This is a genomic window from Ancylobacter sp., from assembly GCF_965229075.1.
Lineage (GTDB): Bacteria > Pseudomonadota > Alphaproteobacteria > Rhizobiales > Xanthobacteraceae > Ancylobacter.
The window spans coordinates 592,697-611,289 of sequence record NZ_CBDDIO010000002.1 but is presented as its reverse complement, the minus strand read 5'-3'; the positions used below and the strand labels follow the sequence as shown (position 1 = coordinate 611,289).

Genomic DNA, 18,593 nt, shown 5'->3' with positions numbered 1-18,593 from the left:
CGCGGCAGAGACAGAGCCCTGTGGCAACTAGTAGAGGCGGAACGAGATATGTCTGACGGAAGTCAGGATCTGAACACCGTTGCGGAGACACCCTCAGATTCCGAGCTCGACGCCATCGTCGCCGACCTGCAGCGTTCAATACAGGAGTGGGCAACCCGCCACGACTTGTGGTTCGATTGCGGTTTCCAGTCCTATGCCGAACGGATCAACGGAGAGCCAGGGGAGCCCCCTGTCGCCACGATCCTACACTTTGAGGGTGACCTTGGACGCGCGCTCGATGGCGACTTCGACGGTCTCGACATGGAGTTCTTCGATCTGCTCCAGCGTCAAGGGTTCTGGTATGAACGCAACGATGGCGTTAGCGCCCACATATATCCCGAGGACGACAGCCCCCTATTTCAGCCCTTCCTTGATCGTGGGAACTGGCAGTGGGTGTGCGGGCTAGTCCAGCAGGACGTCGCGGACGTCTACGAGGAGCTTTATTCGCACTTCGCGAAGCGTCCCGAGGACCTATACCGGCTGGATTGGCGCGAATTCGAGATACTGCTCTTCCGAATCTTCCAGGCCCAAGGGTTCACTTGCGAGCTTGGCCCCGGCTCGAACGACGGCGGCGTCGACGTTCGCGTGCTCCAGCGGGATCCACTGGGCGACATTCTGACGTTAGTCCAAGCCAAGCGCTACGCTCCGAGGAATAAGATCGACATATCAGCGGTCGCAGCGCTGCACGGCATCGCCGACGTCGAGGCTGCCCAGAAGAGCATATTCGTCACAACATCTGACTACCTGCCCTCGGCGCGGACGTTCGCCGGCCGGACCCGCATTCCGATGACGCTCGCGACCTCCGCCGACGTTCAAGAGTGGTGTCGGGACGCGAGCGACGGGATAATCCGCGACAAGTCGAAGTTGGTTACGCCCCAGGCGGTCTCTACGCTGCTGCAGGGCCTCGCCCCCAGGGATCCACGCGTCGTTTACGCGCAGACCGGCTACTCTGTTATTGTGAACCAGTTCGCGATCGTCCTGAAAGAAACGAAGCACGCGGCCCTACTGATGGCCATCCCTTCACAGACGATTTCGGACGATGGGTACGGGCAAAGGGGGTACGAGGTACCCGAAATTGGCCCGACGTGCATCGAGCGCTTGACGAGGGGCACGGTCTTTCGCGTAAAGCGGTCCGTCCACAACGGCGAAGTAAGCTATTGGGACGGCCGGAACCTGTATTCGGCATGGGACGGCAAACCCGCGCTTTTCGATCTATGTGATTAGCCAGGGAACGACTGCTTCCATCGCAAGTCGTCGCTCACCGTGTTGCACTGGCACAGCGTGAGTTGGTCGGACGCAGAACGGCTGCTATCTGCACAGCGGCATCCAAAACCGGCCGGTCCGCTCCCGGCCCCGATGCCGCCTGTCAGCAAAGCGCCCCCATTGCGGTCATTGATCTGGCAACGGCTGCGGCCGAAATGCGGATGTTCGCATGTTGGGGCACCGCGTCACCTTTGCGCCGGGAGTGTCATTAGCGCTACGACGACAGATGGACATTCAAACAATGCCACGCCGACGGCAAGAGACTACTGCTCACCGATCTGCGTCTGAGGCGTGCCGCCCGTCTTCTCGATAACGCAAAAATTCAGAGGGCAAACCAAACGAAAGCCTCAATTCGGCTTATCGCGAATTTGCCGTTCTGATAGTGTTAGCGGGTGAATGAGACAGCAGCTCCAAAGGTTACCGTGATTGAGGCCCTGCAGCCCTACCCCCTGCATTTGCTGGGCTGGAATGCCTTTCAGGAACTAGCAGTCAGTGTCGCCGAAGTTTGCCTCTCGCGACCCGTTCAAACTTTCTTGCCGTCCAGTGATGCCGGTCGCGATGGCGCATTTATCGGAAGGTGGGATGGAGCAAATCCCGGCCGGTCGACGGTGCAGTGCAAATTCACGTCGAAGCAAGGAAACAACCTGAGTCTGTCGTTGCTCAAAGACGAGCTGACAAAAGCACAAAGACTCGTCGAGCTAGGTGAAGCGGACGACTACATCATCATCACAAACCACCATGTGACCGGTGAGAGCGACCTCGCTATAAAAACCGCTTTCCTAGAAACTGGCGTCAAGGAGTGCCGGATTTTTGGTGCAGATTGGATCAACCGTCAGATTCGCAGTTCGCCCAAGCTTCGTATGCTGGTCCCCCGCTTGTACGGCTTGGGCGATCTTCACGATCTCCTAGACGGCCGTGCGTATCAGCAGGCGCAGATGATTCTGAGCGCCATGGGGGATGATCTTCAACGGATCGTGGTGACCGACGCACATCGGCAAAGCGTGAAAGCTATCAGCGATCATAGCCTCGTACTGCTCCTGGGTGCTCCTGCAGCCGGCAAATCCACAATCGGCGCGAGCATCGCGGTAGGCGCAGCAGATCGATGGCAGTGCAGCACAGTACGAGCAACGTCGGCCGATGATTTGCAGCGCCATCTGAATCCAGCGGGAGGTCAATTCTTTTGGATCGATGATGCATGGGGGAGCAAGCAATACCAGAAGCAAACGGCTGAGGCGTGGAACCAAGTATTCCCCCTCATGCACAGCGCCATGCGACGCGGCACGAGATTTCTCATCACATCGCGTGACTACATCTGGCGATCCGCGAAGGCAGACCTGAAAATATCAGCACTACCAGTTCTTAACAAAAGCCAAGTCGTTATAGACGTCCACAAGCTGTCGAACGCAGAGCGCGCTCAAATCCTCTATAATCATCTGAAATTTGGCGACCAACCGACCAAATTCCGAAGCGCGGTGAAGCCCTTTCTTCCCGCTCTTGCTAGACAAAGCAATTTCTTGCCTGAAACAGCACGAAGGCTAGGTTCGACATTCTTTGCCAAGAATCTGCTGCCGATCGAAGAAGTGCTGACGAACTTCTTTGCGAACCCGCGGGACTTTTTGAAAGAAACCCTAACGGGCCTCTCGCCGGAATGCCGTGCTGCAATAGCAGTCGTGTTCCTGAACGGCGGCAAAGTTCGTTCGCCCGTCAGCGCGTCCGAGCTGGAAGCGGGCGCAAGTGCGTTCGGGGTGAGAGTAGCCTCCGTAAGGAATGAGCTAGAGGCCTTAAACGGGAGCGTTCTCCTGCTCGCGCTGGATGAGCAGGGTCACTATTGGACCTACAAGCATCCAACGGTAAGTGACGCCTTTTCGGCCTACTTGGCCGGAAGTCCGGAGCTGATCGAGGTGTATCTTCGAGGCGCGAAGGCCGAGACGATCCTCTACGAAGTCGTGTGCGCTGGCGAAACTGTACAGGGAGCTTCGCTCGTAGTGCCTGGATCACTCAACACGCTGTTGGTTGAGCGCATCCAGAATGTGCATATCGCCAATCTTCGCACGTTCATGTCGTATCGCTCTAGCAAGGTGGTAAACGCACTACTGATAAATCAACGACCTGACGTCCTGAGTGGGTTCAATCATTTCAGCTCGCCAATCACAGACGATGCGGACTCTTCACTTCTGTCGAAGCTGTACCGGCAAGGCCTCCTACTTGAGGAGCACCGTCTGAATTTCGTCAGGTCGGTGATGGACAACTTGATCAATGAAGCTGACGCCAGTTTATTTGAAAATCCTGACCTTGAAAGTATTCTCCGTGCCGACGAAATGGATGAAGTCCGACGGTTGGCGCGTGAGAGGGTTTTACCTCGGCTCAGCGATTATGTGGAACGGTTGCGGTCATCTTGGGACCCCGAATACCCGCCAGACGAACATTTCCACCGGCTTGAAGAGTCTGTGATCACGCTATGCGACGCCCTGAATGTGGACGGCGTTTGCGACCAAACACCTATTTTGACGCTGGCAAGCTTGGTAAAAAACGCTGTCTATCAGATGGAGGACGAGTACGAGCCTTCCCCTTCACCTAGTGGATCCTCGGATGCCCCAAAGGCTAACTCAGGGCTGTCAGACAGCATCTTCCGCGATGTCGATGACTAACGCGGATTGGCTTGATGCCGGGGTTTTTCGTGGTTCGTTGACCGTTTCGGTGGTGGCCTCGGTTGACCTATTGCCTACTCGCCCCCACCTAAAATGGCCCGGGGCGGTTCACACTGCGTTCTAGTCATGTTCACAGATGCGCTTGAATGGCCGCGATCCACTCCATGACCTCGTGCTTTGTATCCGCACCGTTCTGATAGCTGGCGCGCTGCCTTATTTCTTCGGCAGTCATGTGCCGCATGACGTGCGCACAGATGATGGTCTTACATGCCCCCGGATTTGTCTTACTGATCCGATCGCCGTTATGGTCGTCGGGCTGGTAGTTGAAACCAGTCTGCCTTGCGTTCTGTCGAGCGGCGGTCAGGTGCATGGATAACTCATCGGCCATCTTCACGAAATCAAGGTCGATTCCGGCAGGCAGACTAAGGAGGTTATTCGTAAGTCGTGTGAGTGCGTCAGGATGGAAGTAGTTGTCCATACTGCGTTTTCTTGTGAGGAATGCCGTCGTGTGCGGCCTTGCCTGCATGTCCTGTAGCCATGTAGTCTTCTCCGCCTTGATCGGAAGCGCCGCGCTCGTGCGATCCGAATCTTGAAGCATAACCTGCGGGACGTTCAGCTTATCCAGATAGCGCCGCTCGACCCAGTCCTTCAGCGTGTTGTCTCCTCCGCCGATTGTCCAGAAGATGTAACGCTCGTCGATCGGAGCAATTTCCCCGGCAGCTACCAAGACCTGCATCATAGACCTGATTGCGTCGATGTCGGTCTTTCCCTCTACAAGGACCGCTACCTTAATGCCCTGTTTGGCAAGCGGATCAGGGAGAACACCGAGAGCGTCCGCGATTTCGGCGTACACTCCATCGCCCTGCGATCCACTGCGCACGCGAACAGCGCCGGTCGCCGGGTCACGATCAACGAAGCGGAGACTTTCGAGGGGGATAAGGGCGGCAAGCGCCGGAACGTGCGTCGTCAGCACAACCTGATCGCCCGCCGCGGCTAGGGCTTTCACGGCGCCGATGATCTGCTCTTGGTTGTCAGGATGCTGCGATGTCTCAGGCTCTTCGATCGCATAGACAACCCTTCTGCGCGGTGCATTTCCGGCTTGTGCTTCGGTGCGTCGCTTTTCGGCTTCGGCCTGAAAGAAGCTCAAGAGCACAAGACGGCGGACGCCAGAGCCCCTCTTGTTAAGTGGAATGCCATCATCAGCCTCGAGGTCGAGCTTGAAGATGTTCTTCCAAGAGGGCTTTTTGAATTTTGGTTCCAGTGTCGATGCAATTTCGGGATAGGTCTCTCGCAGCTTTTCAAGCGTCCGTTGGGCCGTCTCCTGAGCCTTCCGATGGACTTCAGCAGTAATCTGATCGAGCTGGGGCTCAAGAGTTTCCAAAGCCTGCTCGATAGCGATCTTCATCGGATTCTGGACCTCAGCGTCCTGATCGCTGCTCTGCCGGTCCGATTGAAATAGTGCGAATATAGGCATGTAGGCTTGTAAGGACGACCATATCGTTTTGCCGTTTTCCTCGTTCAGCGGAACGTCACGAAGCTGGAGGTTCAAGCCACCGATGGATTGATAGATCGCCTGCCGCATCGAGGGGTTTTCGGCCTGGCTGCAATTGTTCTCAAGGCCCCGGTCACGAATGATCGTTCGGAGATCACGCTGGTTCTTTTGTAGAATGTCTGCGGCCTCGGGCGTTGTGGGGTGGACCGCTTGAGCGGAAATCACGGCCTTTGGCGTCTGATTTCCGCAATTGAAAACCTTGTGCACTTCGAGGTCGCCATCAGCGTTAAGCAGGTGTTCGGCTTGGAGGGTCGTCAACGCATTCGAGTCGAGAATGAGATGATTGGGCAAATCATCAAAAACGACGCCGATGCGCACGTTTCGCGCATTTCCCCCTTTGCTCGCATCGGCTGGCTCAATTTTCGCTACACCGCCTTCAAAAAATATATCTAGTGCTTCGAGAACGGTCGATTTCCCAGCATCGTTGCGTCCAATGAAGCCGGTCAACTGTGCAAAGGGAATTGTGGCTCGCTCCTTATAGGACCTAAAGTTTTCAAGTATCAGAGCCTTAATTCTCACAACCACCTCCCTGCCGCGAAGTATTACTCGCGCTGTGCGTTCATTAGCGACGAAGCGTGACTGAGGGTCAAGGGTAAAGAAGCCGCCTAGGCGGCGGCCGCTCGCGGCGGTGAAGGTGCCGTGCTGGTTTCCGTGCCCATGAACCGCTCGCGCTCGGGCATCTGGATGAAGTCATCCAAGAAGCGGTAGAAGGCGCGGTTGCCGCCTAATTTGCATTAGCGGCGGCGTAGATGGGATCGGACCTTGACCGTCGGCTTTCTCAGTTTCTCGACCAGAAGCGGATAGTCAGCTGTCGGCCCCATACCGACCATTCGTTGCGATCGCGGCGAACTCACCTTGTTGTGCGGTCCCCCCTTATCCCCTCAATACTCCTCGGCGAGCATGATGGTGAGGACGCGGCGGGTGCGGGTGGGATCGGCGGGGTCTTCGCTGCCGAAAGTCAGGGTCGGGTCGTAATAGTCGATCTTCCAGAAAATGCGGCCGAGGCCCTCCAAGGCGACGGCACCGAAGTCCCGCTCGCCGTAGGGATCGTTGTCCGGCGTGAAGTCGTTATGGTGGCGGACGCGGGCAAGCACGGCGGGCAGCTGCGCGGGCGGTAGGGTGCGAATGCCGGCGGTGAGCATGACGTCGCCGGTGGCGAAGGTCCGGCGCAGTTCATCGTTCAGCTGGGCGATAGTGGCGAATCGCGGGGCGGTGCTCATGAGTGTGCCCCCATGTCCAGGGAAGTCTGGTAGCGGCTGCGCCCTAGCGCCCCGCCGAGTGTCGAGCGCGCGACGCCGAAGGCGCGGCAAACGCTGGCCTTGGAGGCCCCCGATTCCAGCGCGGCGATGATCTGCTGCAGCTTCTCGTCATCGATGGCCTGGGGGCGCCCGCCGCGCCGTCCCCGGCGCTTGGCGGCAGCGAGCCCGGCCATGACGCGCTCCCTCGTTAGGGCACGCTCGAACTGCGCGAGGGCGCCGAAGATCGAGAATAGAAGCTCCCCATGCGGGGTGGTGGTGTCCATCTGCTCGGTGAGCGAGCGGAAGGCGACGCCGCGCTTCTTCAAATCCTCGACCAGCGTCAAAAGATGAATGAGCGAGCGGCCGAGCCGATCCAGCTTCCAGACGACGAGACAGTCCCCGGCGCGCAGGTCATCGAGGCAGCGCATCAGGCCGTGCCGATCGTCCTTGGCTCCCGACGCCTTGTCGTGATGGAGATGGCGTTCATCGACGCCGGCGGCGATCAGAGCGTCGCGCTGGAGGTCCACCGATTGGCGGTCGTCCGCGCTCGATACACGCATATAGCCCACGAGCATGAGAGTTTTCCCTGAACGGCAATGAGGTGAGGCCGTAGGGGCGGCGCTGGCGGCGGAACCGCGCCGGCAAGGTTCATTGGCGCCCTCGACAAAGCCGACAGGCGCCAGCGCCGCCCCCAGCGGCTTGGCGGGTCAGACCGCGGCGGCGGCGATGACCGGCAGCAGCGCCAGCTGATGGGTGCGGCGCAGGAAGGGCGGCTCCTCGGGCCAGTCGCGCCATGACAGCACGAACAGCCCACCATCATCCTTCACCTCGGTGATCAGCGCCTCATACCAGCCCTCCTGCGGGCCGACAGTGGCGAGGACGAGGTGGCCCGGCCCGATCTCACCCCAGCCCGGCGGCAGGCGATAGGCCGAGAAGTCATACAGCGCCGGGGCGAGTTTCTCATGCTCGGCCTCGGCATCCCCGCCGTCCTGTTCCTCATCCTTTTCGCCGAGCGCGGCAAGCAGCTCGCCATAGAGCGTCGCCTTGACGAAGGGCACGAAGGCTTTTCCGCTGGGAAACAGCCGGCCGATGGGCAGCAGGCGGGCGAGCTTCGCGACCGCCTCCCCATTCACCGGGGCATGGCGCAGCCCCATGGCGGCAGCGGCGGCTTGCGCACGCTCGCTCTCCGTGGTGGCGAAGGAGGCCGCGTGCGGCTTTCCCGCCTCATCGCGGCCGAACAGCACGAGGGCGGCGGTGCGCGTGGCGGGCGGGGGCGCGTTCTTGGAAACGACGGCAAGGCTAGGTTTGGGCATGACGTGCTCCTGAAATGCAGAAGGGCCCCGAAGGGCCCTTGGAGGTGGGTGCAAATGCCGGCGCATGGCCGGCTGTGGCGGCACCACCATACTACAATCTATAGTTGTTTTTCAAGGACATGGGGTTGCGGTCTGCATTTCTGGCTCATGCGAACAGCCGACAAAGCCCGGCGCTAAAAGGGCTTTTGGCTCGACAGTATTCTGTGTCGCCTTGATGGCTATGCCGGTGTGAATACCTAGCCGGCCGCGCTACGCGATGACTTGCGGCCACGTCGCAAAGGAGGCGGCGGGGTGCCATCGGGCGGGAGCAACAGTAGCTCGCCGACATCAACTCCCAGCGCGGCGGACAACTTGTCCAGCACGCCCACAGTCGGGTTGTAGGTCTCGGTTTCAATCTGGCTGACATAGCTGGGGTCGACGCCAGCGTCGATCGCAAGCCTCTCCTGCGAGAGACCACGCTCAACCCTTATCCGCCTGAGATTCCAGGCAACGCGCTTTCGGCCATCCATGGCCGCAAGCGACCAATTTGCCGTATCGATTACCATTGAGTATGCTCAAGGTTATCGAGTTATTGGCGTCGCCGCCGCTGCGCACTCGGCTCCGAAGGGCATCGCGCGCTCAAAAGGAGCCCCGATCACTCGCTCAACGATCAATCCAGGCAACGCGGACAGCCGACCAGTCGGAGGTAATATGGAACTACATCGTAAGACTACCGGGGCAGGCAGCCCCCGAGCTGGACGTATCTTCGCCATGGTCGCGGGCGCCCTGCTTGGCCTCTCGACGCTGCCAGCTTCAGCCGTCGATCTGCGCAGCCTTCAACAGGCCGCTGGCGCGGTGGAAGCCTACGAGCAAAGCAAGGCCACCTGCTATTACGCCCCCGGAGTTGGCGAGATCGTCCAGCGGGTGAATGCCCATTTTGAACGGCAGAACGGCTTCATCTGGCGGGGCCTGCGCGAGGAAGCAGCGCCCATGATCGGAATGAGCGTCAATACGGATCGCATCATCGGACAGGGCCGAGAACCCGCGAAGGCGGACGAGCAAAGGCTCTGCGACGTCGTCGCCACCAACGTCGGCTACCTTCTTGCCATCGGGCTGATGATTTTCGGTCCGACAGCGCAGGGCATGGAAGATCTGGATCGCCTCAGCAGCGGTCATGGTCGGGTGAAGTGAGGAGCCACGCCATGCGCATCGCCGTCCTCATCATCGCCCTGTGCCTCACGCTGGTCGTCGGGCTGCAATCCTGTGCCGTCACCATGGGCGGCAGCCTCGCCAGCAAGGAGACCGTTTCTGCCGCCGGCGCCGTTGGGCTGCTGGTCGCACTGCTCTTTGCCTTCGGTGCTGCCTTCGTCATGGGCTTCCCGAAACTGTCGGCCGGCATCTTCGCCTTTGCCGCCCTTCTCGCCTTCGGCTTCGCCGCCGAGTTCCCGGACCTCAAAGTGTGGGGCTTCGTGGCGCTGGGGCTCACCGTGCTGTCCTTCCTCGGCAGCCGGGAACTGAAGAAGAAGGCCGGCGAGAAGAGCTGAACGCCGACCACGGCCCGCCGCGCCTCGTGTGTGGCGGGTGTCTGCCACACACCATGACGCCATCCGCCAAACCGCCGCCCCGGACTTCCGGCTGAGGCGGACGCGCGACTGCGCCGGCCCTCTCACATATTGCACCCCCAGGATTGACCATGGCCAAACCCGCCACAGGCGCCGCTATCGCGCTGTTGCTCGCCACCCTGCCGCTGCAGGCACAGACTCCAGGCGTCCCCGCCACCGACAAGGAGATCGGGTTTCAACAGGGGCAGATGATGATCAAGGGCTTCTGCACCTTCTCCGCCGTCGTCGCACCGGGCCAGTCTCGCATGAGGATCATCGCCGACGACCAAGCCTGCGTCCTCACCACCGACGAGAGAGGGCGCAAGGGCGTAGGAGACTTCTACATGTTCGACGGCGACCCGGGCCAGTACGACCTCTCCTACGCCTTCCGCCTCACCAGCCACTACGACGGACAGGGCCGGCAAAAGCGCCGCGAGCAATATCTCGCCTGGAACGCCATGCCCGGGTCGGACAACATCGACCAGAATCTCGGACTTATCGGTGGCGACGACTTCAATGAGCAGGACGGGGCCTGCTGGGTGACGAAGACGGTCCAGCTTTGCATGCGGCTCGACAGCGGCCGCGACATCCGCACCCTCGCGCCGGGGCTGGGACCGGTGAGGAAGTAACTGGGGGCACTGCCTAGCCAGAAGGCCATCGCGAAGCTGGGTGATCAAAAGGAGGTAGGGGCCGGCATGTCTCACGACCAGCCCCTACCCGAGTGGGCCCGCGTCACAGTCTCGGTGACGCGGGGTTCTAGTCAGCATCCTTATCGTCGGGATCGGTACGGTCCAGGAAGAGCTCGTCCTCCTCCTCACGGTGCTTGAGCGGAACCTTCAACAACGCCTCGCGGCGTATCGCCGTGCAGAGGGCGTTACCCTCATGGCCGCCGGCAACGATCAGTTTGTCGAGCGTGCGGCTCGCCATCACCCGCACCATCCGCACCATCTCGCTCGGCCGCATGGGATAGGCGTATTGACGGAAGGACCAGATGGGCGTGTTGGCGACCTTTCCGGTGCGCTCGATCAACTCCGCCACCGTGACCTGACTGAGTCGATAGTCTGTCAGCTGGCCCTTGAACGGATATCGAAGGTCCTCCTGCCAGTGCTTCCGCTGGAGGTGGCGGATATGCATCGGTTTGCCGCCAGTGTAGAGCGCCTCCTCCTCCGTGTTGATGCGCTGCTTCAACCGGGTGAGGTCTGGGCGACGAAATCCCCAGACAATGCAGTGCACGTGGAAATGCACTACGCGCTCCGGTTTGCCGTCTGCGCCCATGCGGTAGTTTCCGAACAACCCGGCCTCTATCATCCCGATGAAGTTGAACCCGTGGAGGGTACGGCGGGTCCAGCTTGCCAAGGCCGCTGTGTCGTAGGTCTCGGCCTCCCCGATCGGCACCGCCGACTGACGGGGGGTGAGCGTCACCATGGCCAACTCGGCATTTTCAGGCAGCTCGCTCTCCACCGTTTCGCCAAACCGCCGCTCAATGATCTCCATGAAAGCGGTGCGGGAGATGGCGTTGTTGGCCAACCAGTAGCGCCACGCCTGCGGCGCCATTTCGCGGACCTCATGAGGCTTAAGGGTCTGCCGGTTCTTACGAGGGCAGTGCAGGTAGTTCCTGACGGCGTCGCTGGCTTGCTTGTGCGCTTTCTCGAAATCCTTATGGGTACGAAAGCGCGTTCGCCTCGCCGCTTTGGGCTTAACGTTAGTAGTCATGTTTCAACTAGGTTTGGTTTAAAGGGGTTCAGTTGCCTACGAAGGGTGATTTACAGGCTTCGTTGGGCCCATGTGCGAGGTGAAGTGTGTAACAAGGGGTATGACGCGTGGTCATCGTCTGCCTGTATCTTTCGCCCTTGCCGCGGGTTGGCGGCAAGGGCATTGTTGCAGCGGGCCTAATGCCATTGACCAGAGCTATTAGTCCGGCTCCAGATTCTCGATTCGCATGTGAACGAACTCGCCGGGCAGGCGCTTGCGAACATACCGAATGGTCCCGCTACGCCCGAGCTGGGGTTCCAGCGGGCTCGCGAAGTTGATGTGTTGTCCAGCCTCGAGCAGGAGGACCGGCGAGCCATCCCAGCCATCCAACACGTCGTTCACAGCCGACAGAAGGTCATAGACCGCTTGCTGCTTCTTGGTGCGCTTCCGCAGCTTGGAGCGCTTTTCGCGGCTGTGGCCGGCCGGCTCCTTCACTTCGTCGAACTCGTCTTCGTAGACCTGCTCTTCGTCGCACTCCTTCTCGTCCTCGTCTTCCTGCTCCTCCTGCTCCTCCTCTTCGCCGGACGGGTCTTCGGCCTCATGGAAGTCGTCGTACCGATCGATTTCTGCGGGATCGATGCCCTTGAGCAGTTCCCCATTATCGATCTCATCGAGGGGGCGAGCGGGCCCAGCCTTGCTCTCGTTGGGGAGCCGGCGTGCCCTCAGCTTAAAAATCCCGAGGGTCCGCAAGTCCTCTGCCACGTCCTTGGGCGTACGGTGCTTATCAAAGTCGGGCTGCAACACATAGGCGAGCGCCATCGCACGACGGTACTCAGGTCCACTCAAGCTACCTAGCGCAAAGCAAATCGCCATTCGTAGAATCGCCTTGTCTTTCGGGCGGCGCTTCTTTTGGTTGAAGAACGGCTCGGCATAGAAGTTCGCGATCAACTCGGGCTTGTCGCGGACGTACATTGCGAAGGTGTACGCGCTGGCGAGTATCTCGCGTTGGCGCTCGCGGAAGCCACAGGCAGCACGCTGGTAGGCATCCTGAGCGGTGCGGATCACATTGATGGGGTCGTTGGCGATATTTCTGATCGCCGCCTGAAGGCGGTTATCGGTTGAAGGGTCCATGATCATCCAACTTTATGAACTTCAGAAATAAAGTCGCAGCCCGGATAAGGGCTTAGACGATTTCCGTCGGGGTTAAGAGGTGAAGGAGCCGCCAGGAATCAGGCGGGTCTTCGGAGGTGATGAGGGCCCCGGCGTTACGAGCCGCCGGAGCCCATGGTCGTGTTGATGCTGGCGTAGAGAACGTCGATCTTGCTCTTCGCCTACACAGACATGCGAAGATCGAGGGGTGCGGGGCCAGCGACCAATCCAATGTCCCATGACAGGGGAACGAGACGGGCTCGCTTACGCATCGGCGCCTGCGGTGCGGCACGAGTGCCGCACCGCAGGCTATTTGATGGAACAAGGCGCCCCCGTCGACAACCGAAGGCAGGTCTACCTAGTGTCGTCGTCAGGCATTGCCTCACTCCTGAGCGAGTGCGGCAACGATGTCCGGCAGGTCCGCGCGCGGCCAGACGCGCACGGACCTACTGAGCTTGATGCCAGGCGGAACTCGACCGGCAGCGGTCCACGCGAAAAGTGTCGACCTACTGATGCCAAGGGTTGCGGCAAGCTCGCGGGGGCGAATCAAGCCTTCTTGCAGCCGTGACTCAGAGCCCTCGATCATGCCAGCAGTCGCAAGCCGCTTGAGAGCGATTGATTGGTCCTGTGGCAACACCTGCGCTTTGCGAGATGAGGCAGCATAATTGCTGGAAATCGGCCCAAAATCCATCGATTCTTTCATGTTATCTCCCTAAAGCCGAGTTAAATATTTGGCCGTGGAAGAATATATCGGGAAAAATCCCGGGACATTAGGTGTCCACCCTCGCGCGGACACGTGTCCATTTCTAGGTGGACACCTTGTCAGATCTGGGCCGTAGGCTCATAAGCCCGGACCCACAGCCGCATTGAGGCGAGCTGGACCATGGCGAGGAAGTTGGTGGCGAGCTTATCGTAGCGGGTGGCGATGCGGCGGAAGCGCTTCAGGTTGGAGAAGAACCTCTCGATCAGGTTGCGCTCGCGGTAGAGGCGCTTGCTGAAGTGGGGTTTCCAGCGCGGCTTGCCCTTCGGCGGGATGTTGGGAGTGGCGCCCAGTTCTTGGATCAGTTCGCGGATGCGAGCGGCATCATAAGCCATGTCCGCCAGCACAATGGTGCGTGGGCCGAGATGGGCGAGCAGCGCGTCGGCGATCTGCCCAGCGTGCGTCTGCCCGGCGGTTAGGCCGAGCCGGATCGGGAGACCCTGCGTGTCGACGACAACGTGGATCTTGGTCGTGGGCCCGCCGCGTGATCGACCGAGACGGTGATCCTGCCCCCCTTTTGGCCGTCGCTGCCTACTGGTGCGCTCGGACAGGGGTGCTGTCGATAATCTGGATGTCACCGTCGTGAGCGGCGGTAATGGCGTCCATCACCCGGTCCCAGGCACCCGCCTTCCGCCATCCCACGAAGCGGTTGTAGCAGGTGGTACGCGGGCCGTAGCGCTCGGGCAGGTCGCGCCGCGGCGCGCCCGAATGTTTAGTCCCACAGTGTAATGTTCAAAGCCTACGAGATCGGCTACTTCCACCTCGACATCGCCGAGCTGCGCTACGAGGGCGGCAAGGCCTATCTGTTCGTGGCCGTCGACCGCACATCCAAGCTGGTCTTCGCCAGGATCTACCGGAAGGCGACGAAGTTGGTCGCGGCGGGTTTCCTCAAGGCTCTGCTCATGGCGGCCCCCTACAAGATCCGCACGGTGCTGACCGATAACGGCGTTCAGTTCGTCCACCACGACAAAAGAGCTGAAAGTGGCTCCGGCGCCCACGTCTTCGGAAGGGTCTGTGCCGAACACCATATTGAGCACAGGCTCACCAAGCCGTATCACCCTTGGACCAATGGACAGGCCGAACGGATGGTTCGCACCATCAAGGACGCGACCGTGCGCGCCTTCCACTACGCCTCGATTGACGACCTGCGACGCCATGTCCGGGACTGGTTGCTCGCTCAACCGCGCCATCACTACCCGCTATGATCAACTTGTCAACAGCTTCCTAGGCATGGTCCATATCGCCACCGCTAGATACTGGCTCAAATTTGTCCACGGCGCCTAGAATGACCACAACTAACGGAATATTTTTGGATTAGATAATTTTGTTGCTGGGGAGTGAATGGAATTTCACCAAGAGGTGAGCCTTTCACCTTAGGAAGCTGGCTGAGGTTCGCTGCACCAACTTCGGCATCGACGATTCGTCCAATCACATCGACTGACGCGGATATCGCTTTAGCCATCCATTCCTGAAAATATTTGGAGTGCTTAGAATATGAAATACGTCCACCCAATATTACGTCTAGTAACGAGCTTCCATCCGGAAGAGTTACATACGACGCAGCATACGGAATTGCTATAGAACTCTTTCTTTTCTTCCATGCTTCATACATCTTTGAACTTCCAAAATCTGGCAATTCATTAGTCATCAATTGAGCATATTTCATGGAGTTATGATTGCTAACCTTTATGAAACGTGATTTATCCTTCATGAATTCATTACCAAATCGACGCATATTGAGAATTATACAAAGATACTTAATTTCGATTCTATGTTCATTAAGCCACTTCTTAAGTGTCGTGCGGGACGATGTCTGTGATGCGGCCCGGATTCCTCCGATTGGAAAATAAATTTCGTACAAAAAATGGTGACCCAAATGATTAAAGCGAGCCGCCATGTCGGCTAGAAGCCCAACGTCTCCGTACATCTTCTGCGCCATAGTTTCAGCAGCCGCGATATGATCGATAATTGCCAATGATATCGCTGTTCTAATCGTTTTTCTGTACATTGGAGAAACGGACCAAGCACAGTACGCTGAAAACAAAACCCTTTTATGGCCGGCGAAACTCTCGCGCTCTGACAATAATATGCTCGCCGCCTGAACTGGATCGAATGTATCCCATGCAGACTCCTTGAAGGATCCGCGCGGGAAATCCGGCCACGTCAGTGGCTCTTCGTTCAGCCTTTCTACTAAATTTCCGTAGATTTCACCCAGTTCAGCAATCTTGGAATCCGAGGCCTTCTTCATTTCGTCCGCCTCAAACCATCTAGATAATCGGCCCACCACGCCATCATTCGGACCCGCTCGTCCCAGTGCTCACCACGCGCATAGGCGCGGCGGACCGCATTGCCCTCGACATGGGCGAGCTGCCGCTCGATCGCGTCAGCATGCCAGAGGCCGCATTCGTTCAGCAGTGTGGAGGCGGTGGCGCGGAAGCCATGGGAGGTGACCTCGTCCTGAGCATAGCCAAGACGGCGCAGCGCCGCGTTCAGCGTGTTCTCGGAAATCGGGCGCAAAACGGTCCGCACCGAAGGGAAGAGCAGGGTGCCGCGGCCGGTGAAGCGGCGCAGGTCTTCGAGGATCGTGATCGCCTGAGGCGGCAGCGGCATGCGGTGCGGTCGACGCATCTTCGCCCGGGAGGCAGGAATGGTCCACTCGGCCTTTTCGAAATCGAACTCCGCCCACTCTGCCGCGCGCAGTTCGCCGGGGCGCGGGAAAAGGACTGCCATCAGCTTCAAGGCTGCGTGGGTCGTTGGCTGTCCGTCAAATCCGTCGATGGCCCTCAGCAAGCCGCCCAGCTTCTTGGGCTCAGTGACGGCGGCCCGTGGCGTGACGGTCGGTGCAGCCAGGGAGCCCTTCAGCGCCATCGTCGGGTCGGCTTCGCCGCGACCCGTGGAAATCGCGTAGCGAAACACGGCACCAATGGTGGAGCGCAGCCGCCTTGCTGTCTCATGATTGCCGCGCAACTCCACCTCGTGAAGAACTGGAAATATGTCGGCCGCCTTGATCGAGTCCAAAGGACGCCTGCCGAGCTCGGGGTATGCCAAGCCGAGAAGCCACTCTAACTTCTCAAGGGTACGCTCCGCTCGCTTCGCCCGCTGCTGCTTGGCGAGGTACTCCTCCGCAATGTCCTTGAAGGTCGGCCCTGCCTTGGCCGCCGCGATCGTTGCCCGCTTAACCTCTGACGGGTCCTGACCCGCCAGAAGCGCCCTCTTGGCCTCGTCCCGAGTCTGCCGGGCATCGCTCAGCGACACCAGTGGATAGGGGCCGATGGCGAGCAGCTTCTGCTTGCCGCCAAAGCGATAGGCCAGTCGCCATAGTTTCGCGCCGGAGGGCTGCACCCACAGCTGCAGACCACCGCCATCCGACAGCTTTTTCAGTGAATCGGCCGGCTTGGCGCCCCGGCAGGCGGCATCTGAAAGCGGCATCGCGGCACCCGACCTCGGGGCGATACCAACACCCCGCCAAATCGATACCAACAACCATACCAACAATTTTATTGGATGCACCCGGACGGCGCTGGATGACGCCGGACCATCAACAGGCTTGTTTTTGTTGATATTACTAGGTTTACCGGACCTAGTCGGCCTGTGCCAGACTAGGAAATGGTGCCCAGGGACGGAGTCGAACCGCCGACACTGCGATTTTCAGTCGCATGCTCTACCAACTGAGCTACCTGGGCGTAGCCGGCAACGGCTGCAAGCCGTGCGGAGCGGGCGGGTTATAGAGTCTCGGCTGCGCCCTGTCCATATGTCATGAAACGGAAATTCAGCCTGTCCCCAGCCGTGTCACCGATGGTCGGCTCGCCCCGCACCGTCGCGCCCGGCGCCGTTTCGGATGGAGCGTCGTTCGCCGGTCGTCGCCTGCGGGCATTCGGCAAAGCCAGAGAGGTGGGCGTGGGGCCGGCCGCATGTGCATCGAGCCCTGCCGCACCAGAGCGGTATCGGGCCCGGACGCCGCCCGAAGGCCCCCTTCAGCCCTCGCGCGGCGGCTTGGGGGCGAGGGAGGGTTCCTCGCCATCCTCGTCGTCATTTTCCGTGACGGGGATCGCATAGACCCCGGTCAGCCAGCGGTTTAGATCGACATCGGCGCAGCGGGCGGAGCAAAAGGGGCGATATTTTTCCACCATGGACTTGCCGCAGATCGGGCACGGCTTGCCGCTTGGGCCGGCAGTGTCGGCGCTCATTCCGGATGCCCCCAGCGCTTATAGACCGGGAAACGCTCGCCCCCCAGCAGCGCCACGGTTTCCGCCAGCGGCAGGCCCACCACATTGGTGTAGGAGCCGACCAGCTTGATCACGAACACGCCGGCAAGGCCCTGAATGGCGTAGCCGCCGGCCTTGCCCTCCCATTCGCGCGAGGCGACATAGGCGTCCATCTCTTCGCGCGACAGGCGCTTGAAACGCACCCTTGTCTCGACAAGGCGGGTGCGCACACCGCCCTTCGGCGTCATCAGCGCGAGGCCGGTATAGACGCGGTGGGCGCGGCCGGAGAGCAGGCGCAGGCAGTCCGCCGCCTCTTCGGCAATGTCCGGCTTGGGCAGGATGCGGCGGCCCACCGCGACCACCGTGTCGGCGGCGAGCAGGAAGGCGCCCTCATGCTGGTCCATGGCGCGGCGGCGCGCATCGGCGGCGTCCAGCTTCTCGCGGGCCAGCCGCAGCGCCAGGCGGCGGGGCAGTTCGCCACGCTCCGGCGTCTCGTCAATGTCGGCGGGCAGAAGGGCGTCGGGTTCGATTCCGGCCTGGGCCAGCAGCGCCAGGCGGCGCGGCGAACCCGAGGCCAGCACCAGTGTCGGGCGGGCGCTCACGCGGTCACTCCTTTGCGCCGGCGGGCCGGCGGGGCAATCGGCCGGCAAGCTAGAGCATGTGCGGGGAAAACGGAACGGCCTTGCCGACGCCGGCTCATTTCGGGCGGAAGCGGGCGCGGATTCGCCGTTCCAGCTCGTCGCGAACCTCGCGATAGGCGTCGAGCCGCTGCTCGCGGTTGCCGCTGGCCAGCGTCGGGTCGGGTGTCGGCCAGTATTCCACATCGATGGCGTTGGTGCGGGTCAATTCCAGCGCGCGGTGATGGGCGTCGGGCGAAAGGGTGATGACGAGATCGAAGCCGAGGCCCTCATTCTCCTCCAGTTCCTCCAGCGTCTGCGGCCGGTGGCGCGAGAGATCGAGCCCCACCTCGTCGATGGCGGCGGTGACGAAGGGATCGGCCTCGCCCTTCATCACCCCGGCGGAGCCGACATAGAGCGAGCGGCCGAACAGATGGCGCGCCAGCACCGCCGCCATGGGCGAGCGCACGCAGTTCTGCCCGCACATGAACAGAACCGATTGCGGCCGCTCCCGGCGTGCGGCCGGCGCGGGGCCGG

The 18,593-nt window shown here is 60.4% G+C and carries 18 protein-coding genes, 1 tRNA gene and 3 pseudogenes; 7 read left to right on the top strand and 15 right to left on the bottom strand.

The features are described from left to right. Positions 1 to 48: 48 nt before the first annotated feature. On the top strand, positions 49 to 1,263 hold the full coding sequence (locus ACO07Z_RS08930; RefSeq protein ID WP_421698394.1) for a restriction endonuclease: 1,215 nt from the start codon (positions 49 to 51) through the stop codon (positions 1,261 to 1,263). 461 nt (positions 1,264 to 1,724) lie between these two features. Then, positions 1,725 to 3,950 carry a hypothetical protein gene (locus tag ACO07Z_RS08925; protein WP_421698393.1) on the top strand — a complete coding sequence of 742 codons (2,226 nt, stop codon included), beginning with the start codon at positions 1,725 to 1,727 and terminating at the stop codon, positions 3,948 to 3,950. 130 nt (positions 3,951 to 4,080) lie between these two features. Here the strand turns inward: ACO07Z_RS08925 and ACO07Z_RS08920 are convergent, their stop codons facing one another. The 5 genes from ACO07Z_RS08920 to ACO07Z_RS08900 form a co-directional block, all read right to left on the bottom strand. Beyond that, positions 4,081 to 6,021, bottom strand: coding sequence for an ATP-binding protein (locus ACO07Z_RS08920; RefSeq protein ID WP_421698392.1), 1,941 nt, complete (start codon positions 6,019 to 6,021; stop codon positions 4,081 to 4,083). A gap of 362 nt (positions 6,022 to 6,383) precedes the next feature. Next, positions 6,384 to 6,722 (bottom strand): DUF3768 domain-containing protein, encoded by a 339-nt coding sequence (locus ACO07Z_RS08915; protein WP_421698391.1) that lies wholly within the window; start codon positions 6,720 to 6,722, stop codon positions 6,384 to 6,386. Next, entirely contained in the window at positions 6,719 to 7,315 is a 597-nt protein-coding gene (locus tag ACO07Z_RS08910; RefSeq protein WP_421698390.1) for a recombinase family protein, read from the bottom strand. Before ACO07Z_RS08910 ends, ACO07Z_RS08915 begins: the two co-directional genes overlap by 4 nt. A gap of 132 nt (positions 7,316 to 7,447) precedes the next feature. Further along, complete coding sequence (locus ACO07Z_RS08905) at positions 7,448 to 8,053, bottom strand: hypothetical protein (RefSeq protein ID WP_421698389.1); 606 nt, start codon at positions 8,051 to 8,053, stop codon at positions 7,448 to 7,450. 236 nt (positions 8,054 to 8,289) lie between these two features. After that, a complete protein-coding gene (locus ACO07Z_RS08900) occupies positions 8,290 to 8,598 on the bottom strand; it encodes a helix-turn-helix domain-containing protein (RefSeq protein ID WP_421698388.1) in 309 nt (102 codons plus the stop codon). A gap of 205 nt (positions 8,599 to 8,803) precedes the next feature. Here ACO07Z_RS08900 and ACO07Z_RS08895 point away from each other — a divergent pair, with 205 nt between their 5' ends. From ACO07Z_RS08895 to ACO07Z_RS08885, 3 genes are all read left to right on the top strand, one after another. Then, positions 8,804 to 9,223: a hypothetical protein gene (locus ACO07Z_RS08895; protein WP_421698387.1), complete on the top strand. Its 420-nt coding sequence runs from the start codon at positions 8,804 to 8,806 to the stop codon at positions 9,221 to 9,223. A gap of 11 nt (positions 9,224 to 9,234) precedes the next feature. Beyond that, positions 9,235 to 9,576, top strand: a complete 342-nt coding sequence (locus tag ACO07Z_RS08890) for a hypothetical protein (protein ID WP_421698386.1) — start codon at positions 9,235 to 9,237, stop codon at positions 9,574 to 9,576. A gap of 149 nt (positions 9,577 to 9,725) precedes the next feature. Next, positions 9,726 to 10,262: a hypothetical protein gene (locus tag ACO07Z_RS08885; protein WP_421698385.1), complete on the top strand. Its 537-nt coding sequence runs from the start codon at positions 9,726 to 9,728 to the stop codon at positions 10,260 to 10,262. 127 nt (positions 10,263 to 10,389) lie between these two features. On the opposite strand, the gene ACO07Z_RS08880 is transcribed toward ACO07Z_RS08885, so the two are convergent. The 4 genes and pseudogenes from ACO07Z_RS08880 to ACO07Z_RS08865 form a co-directional block, all read right to left on the bottom strand. Continuing rightward, a complete protein-coding gene (locus ACO07Z_RS08880) occupies positions 10,390 to 11,187 on the bottom strand; it encodes a hypothetical protein (RefSeq protein ID WP_421698384.1) in 798 nt (265 codons plus the stop codon). A gap of 357 nt (positions 11,188 to 11,544) precedes the next feature. Then, entirely contained in the window at positions 11,545 to 12,456 is a 912-nt protein-coding gene (locus ACO07Z_RS08875) for a hypothetical protein (RefSeq protein ID WP_421698383.1), read from the bottom strand. A gap of 400 nt (positions 12,457 to 12,856) precedes the next feature. After that, positions 12,857 to 13,177: a helix-turn-helix transcriptional regulator gene (locus tag ACO07Z_RS08870; RefSeq protein ID WP_421698382.1), complete on the bottom strand. Its 321-nt coding sequence runs from the start codon at positions 13,175 to 13,177 to the stop codon at positions 12,857 to 12,859. Between the two features lie 119 nt (positions 13,178 to 13,296). Continuing rightward, positions 13,297 to 13,942: pseudogene (locus tag ACO07Z_RS08865) on the bottom strand (IS5 family transposase); the annotation flags it as partial. 23 nt (positions 13,943 to 13,965) lie between these two features. Here ACO07Z_RS08865 and ACO07Z_RS08860 point away from each other — a divergent pair. Together ACO07Z_RS08860 and ACO07Z_RS08855 are read left to right on the top strand one after the other, a co-directional pair. After that, positions 13,966 to 14,412: pseudogene (locus tag ACO07Z_RS08860) on the top strand (DDE-type integrase/transposase/recombinase); the annotation flags it as partial. Next, positions 14,411 to 14,518 (top strand): annotated as a pseudogene (locus ACO07Z_RS08855) (IS5/IS1182 family transposase); the annotation flags it as partial. The pseudogenes ACO07Z_RS08860 and ACO07Z_RS08855, both read left to right, overlap by 2 nt. On the opposite strand, the gene ACO07Z_RS08850 reads toward ACO07Z_RS08855, so the two are convergent. The 6 genes from ACO07Z_RS08850 to ACO07Z_RS08825 form a co-directional block, all read right to left on the bottom strand. Then, the gene (locus ACO07Z_RS08850; protein ID WP_421698381.1) at positions 14,496 to 15,482 is read right to left on the bottom strand and encodes a hypothetical protein; all 987 of its coding nucleotides are present in this window, start codon (positions 15,480 to 15,482) and stop codon (positions 14,496 to 14,498) included. The pseudogene ACO07Z_RS08855 and the gene ACO07Z_RS08850 overlap by 23 nt on opposite strands. Beyond that, positions 15,479 to 16,663, bottom strand: a complete 1,185-nt coding sequence (locus ACO07Z_RS08845; protein ID WP_421698380.1) for a tyrosine-type recombinase/integrase — start codon at positions 16,661 to 16,663, stop codon at positions 15,479 to 15,481. The genes ACO07Z_RS08850 and ACO07Z_RS08845 overlap by 4 nt, the downstream gene beginning before the upstream one ends. Positions 16,664 to 16,841: 178 nt before the next feature. Beyond that, a tRNA-Phe gene (locus tag ACO07Z_RS08840) sits at positions 16,842 to 16,917 on the bottom strand. Between the two features lie 291 nt (positions 16,918 to 17,208). Beyond that, positions 17,209 to 17,421 carry a DNA gyrase inhibitor YacG gene (gene yacG, locus ACO07Z_RS08835; protein ID WP_421698379.1) on the bottom strand — a complete coding sequence of 71 codons (213 nt, stop codon included), beginning with the start codon at positions 17,419 to 17,421 and terminating at the stop codon, positions 17,209 to 17,211. Then, on the bottom strand, positions 17,418 to 18,041 hold the full coding sequence (locus ACO07Z_RS08830; protein ID WP_421698378.1) for a Maf-like protein: 624 nt from the start codon (positions 18,039 to 18,041) through the stop codon (positions 17,418 to 17,420). The genes yacG and ACO07Z_RS08830 overlap by 4 nt, the downstream gene beginning before the upstream one ends. Positions 18,042 to 18,135: 94 nt before the next feature. After that, positions 18,136 to 18,543 carry a low molecular weight phosphatase family protein gene (locus tag ACO07Z_RS08825; protein ID WP_421700781.1) on the bottom strand — a complete coding sequence of 136 codons (408 nt, stop codon included), beginning with the start codon at positions 18,541 to 18,543 and terminating at the stop codon, positions 18,136 to 18,138. Positions 18,544 to 18,593: the final 50 nt, after the last annotated feature.

Coding starts and splice junctions, on each gene's coding strand:
- ACO07Z_RS08930 (WP_421698394.1), top strand. CDS start 49: ATGTCTGACGGAAGTCAGGATCTGAACACCGTTGCGGAGACACCCTCA.
- ACO07Z_RS08915 (WP_421698391.1), bottom strand. CDS start 6,722: ATGAGCACCGCCCCGCGATTCGCCACTATCGCCCAGCTGAACGATGAA.
- ACO07Z_RS08910 (WP_421698390.1), bottom strand. CDS start 7,315: ATGCTCGTGGGCTATATGCGTGTATCGAGCGCGGACGACCGCCAATCG.
- ACO07Z_RS08905 (WP_421698389.1), bottom strand. CDS start 8,053: ATGCCCAAACCTAGCCTTGCCGTCGTTTCCAAGAACGCGCCCCCGCCC.
- ACO07Z_RS08900 (WP_421698388.1), bottom strand. CDS start 8,598: ATGGTAATCGATACGGCAAATTGGTCGCTTGCGGCCATGGATGGCCGA.
- ACO07Z_RS08895 (WP_421698387.1), top strand. CDS start 8,804: ATGGTCGCGGGCGCCCTGCTTGGCCTCTCGACGCTGCCAGCTTCAGCC.
- ACO07Z_RS08890 (WP_421698386.1), top strand. CDS start 9,235: ATGCGCATCGCCGTCCTCATCATCGCCCTGTGCCTCACGCTGGTCGTC.
- ACO07Z_RS08885 (WP_421698385.1), top strand. CDS start 9,726: ATGGCCAAACCCGCCACAGGCGCCGCTATCGCGCTGTTGCTCGCCACC.
- ACO07Z_RS08880 (WP_421698384.1), bottom strand. CDS start 11,187: ATGGCGCCGCAGGCGTGGCGCTACTGGTTGGCCAACAACGCCATCTCC.
- ACO07Z_RS08875 (WP_421698383.1), bottom strand. CDS start 12,456: ATGGACCCTTCAACCGATAACCGCCTTCAGGCGGCGATCAGAAATATC.
- ACO07Z_RS08870 (WP_421698382.1), bottom strand. CDS start 13,177: ATGAAAGAATCGATGGATTTTGGGCCGATTTCCAGCAATTATGCTGCC.
- ACO07Z_RS08850 (WP_421698381.1), bottom strand. CDS start 15,482: ATGAAGAAGGCCTCGGATTCCAAGATTGCTGAACTGGGTGAAATCTAC.
- ACO07Z_RS08845 (WP_421698380.1), bottom strand. CDS start 16,663: ATGCCGCTTTCAGATGCCGCCTGCCGGGGCGCCAAGCCGGCCGATTCA.
- yacG (WP_421698379.1), bottom strand. CDS start 17,421: ATGAGCGCCGACACTGCCGGCCCAAGCGGCAAGCCGTGCCCGATCTGC.
- ACO07Z_RS08825 (WP_421700781.1), bottom strand. CDS start 18,543: ATGTGCGGGCAGAACTGCGTGCGCTCGCCCATGGCGGCGGTGCTGGCG.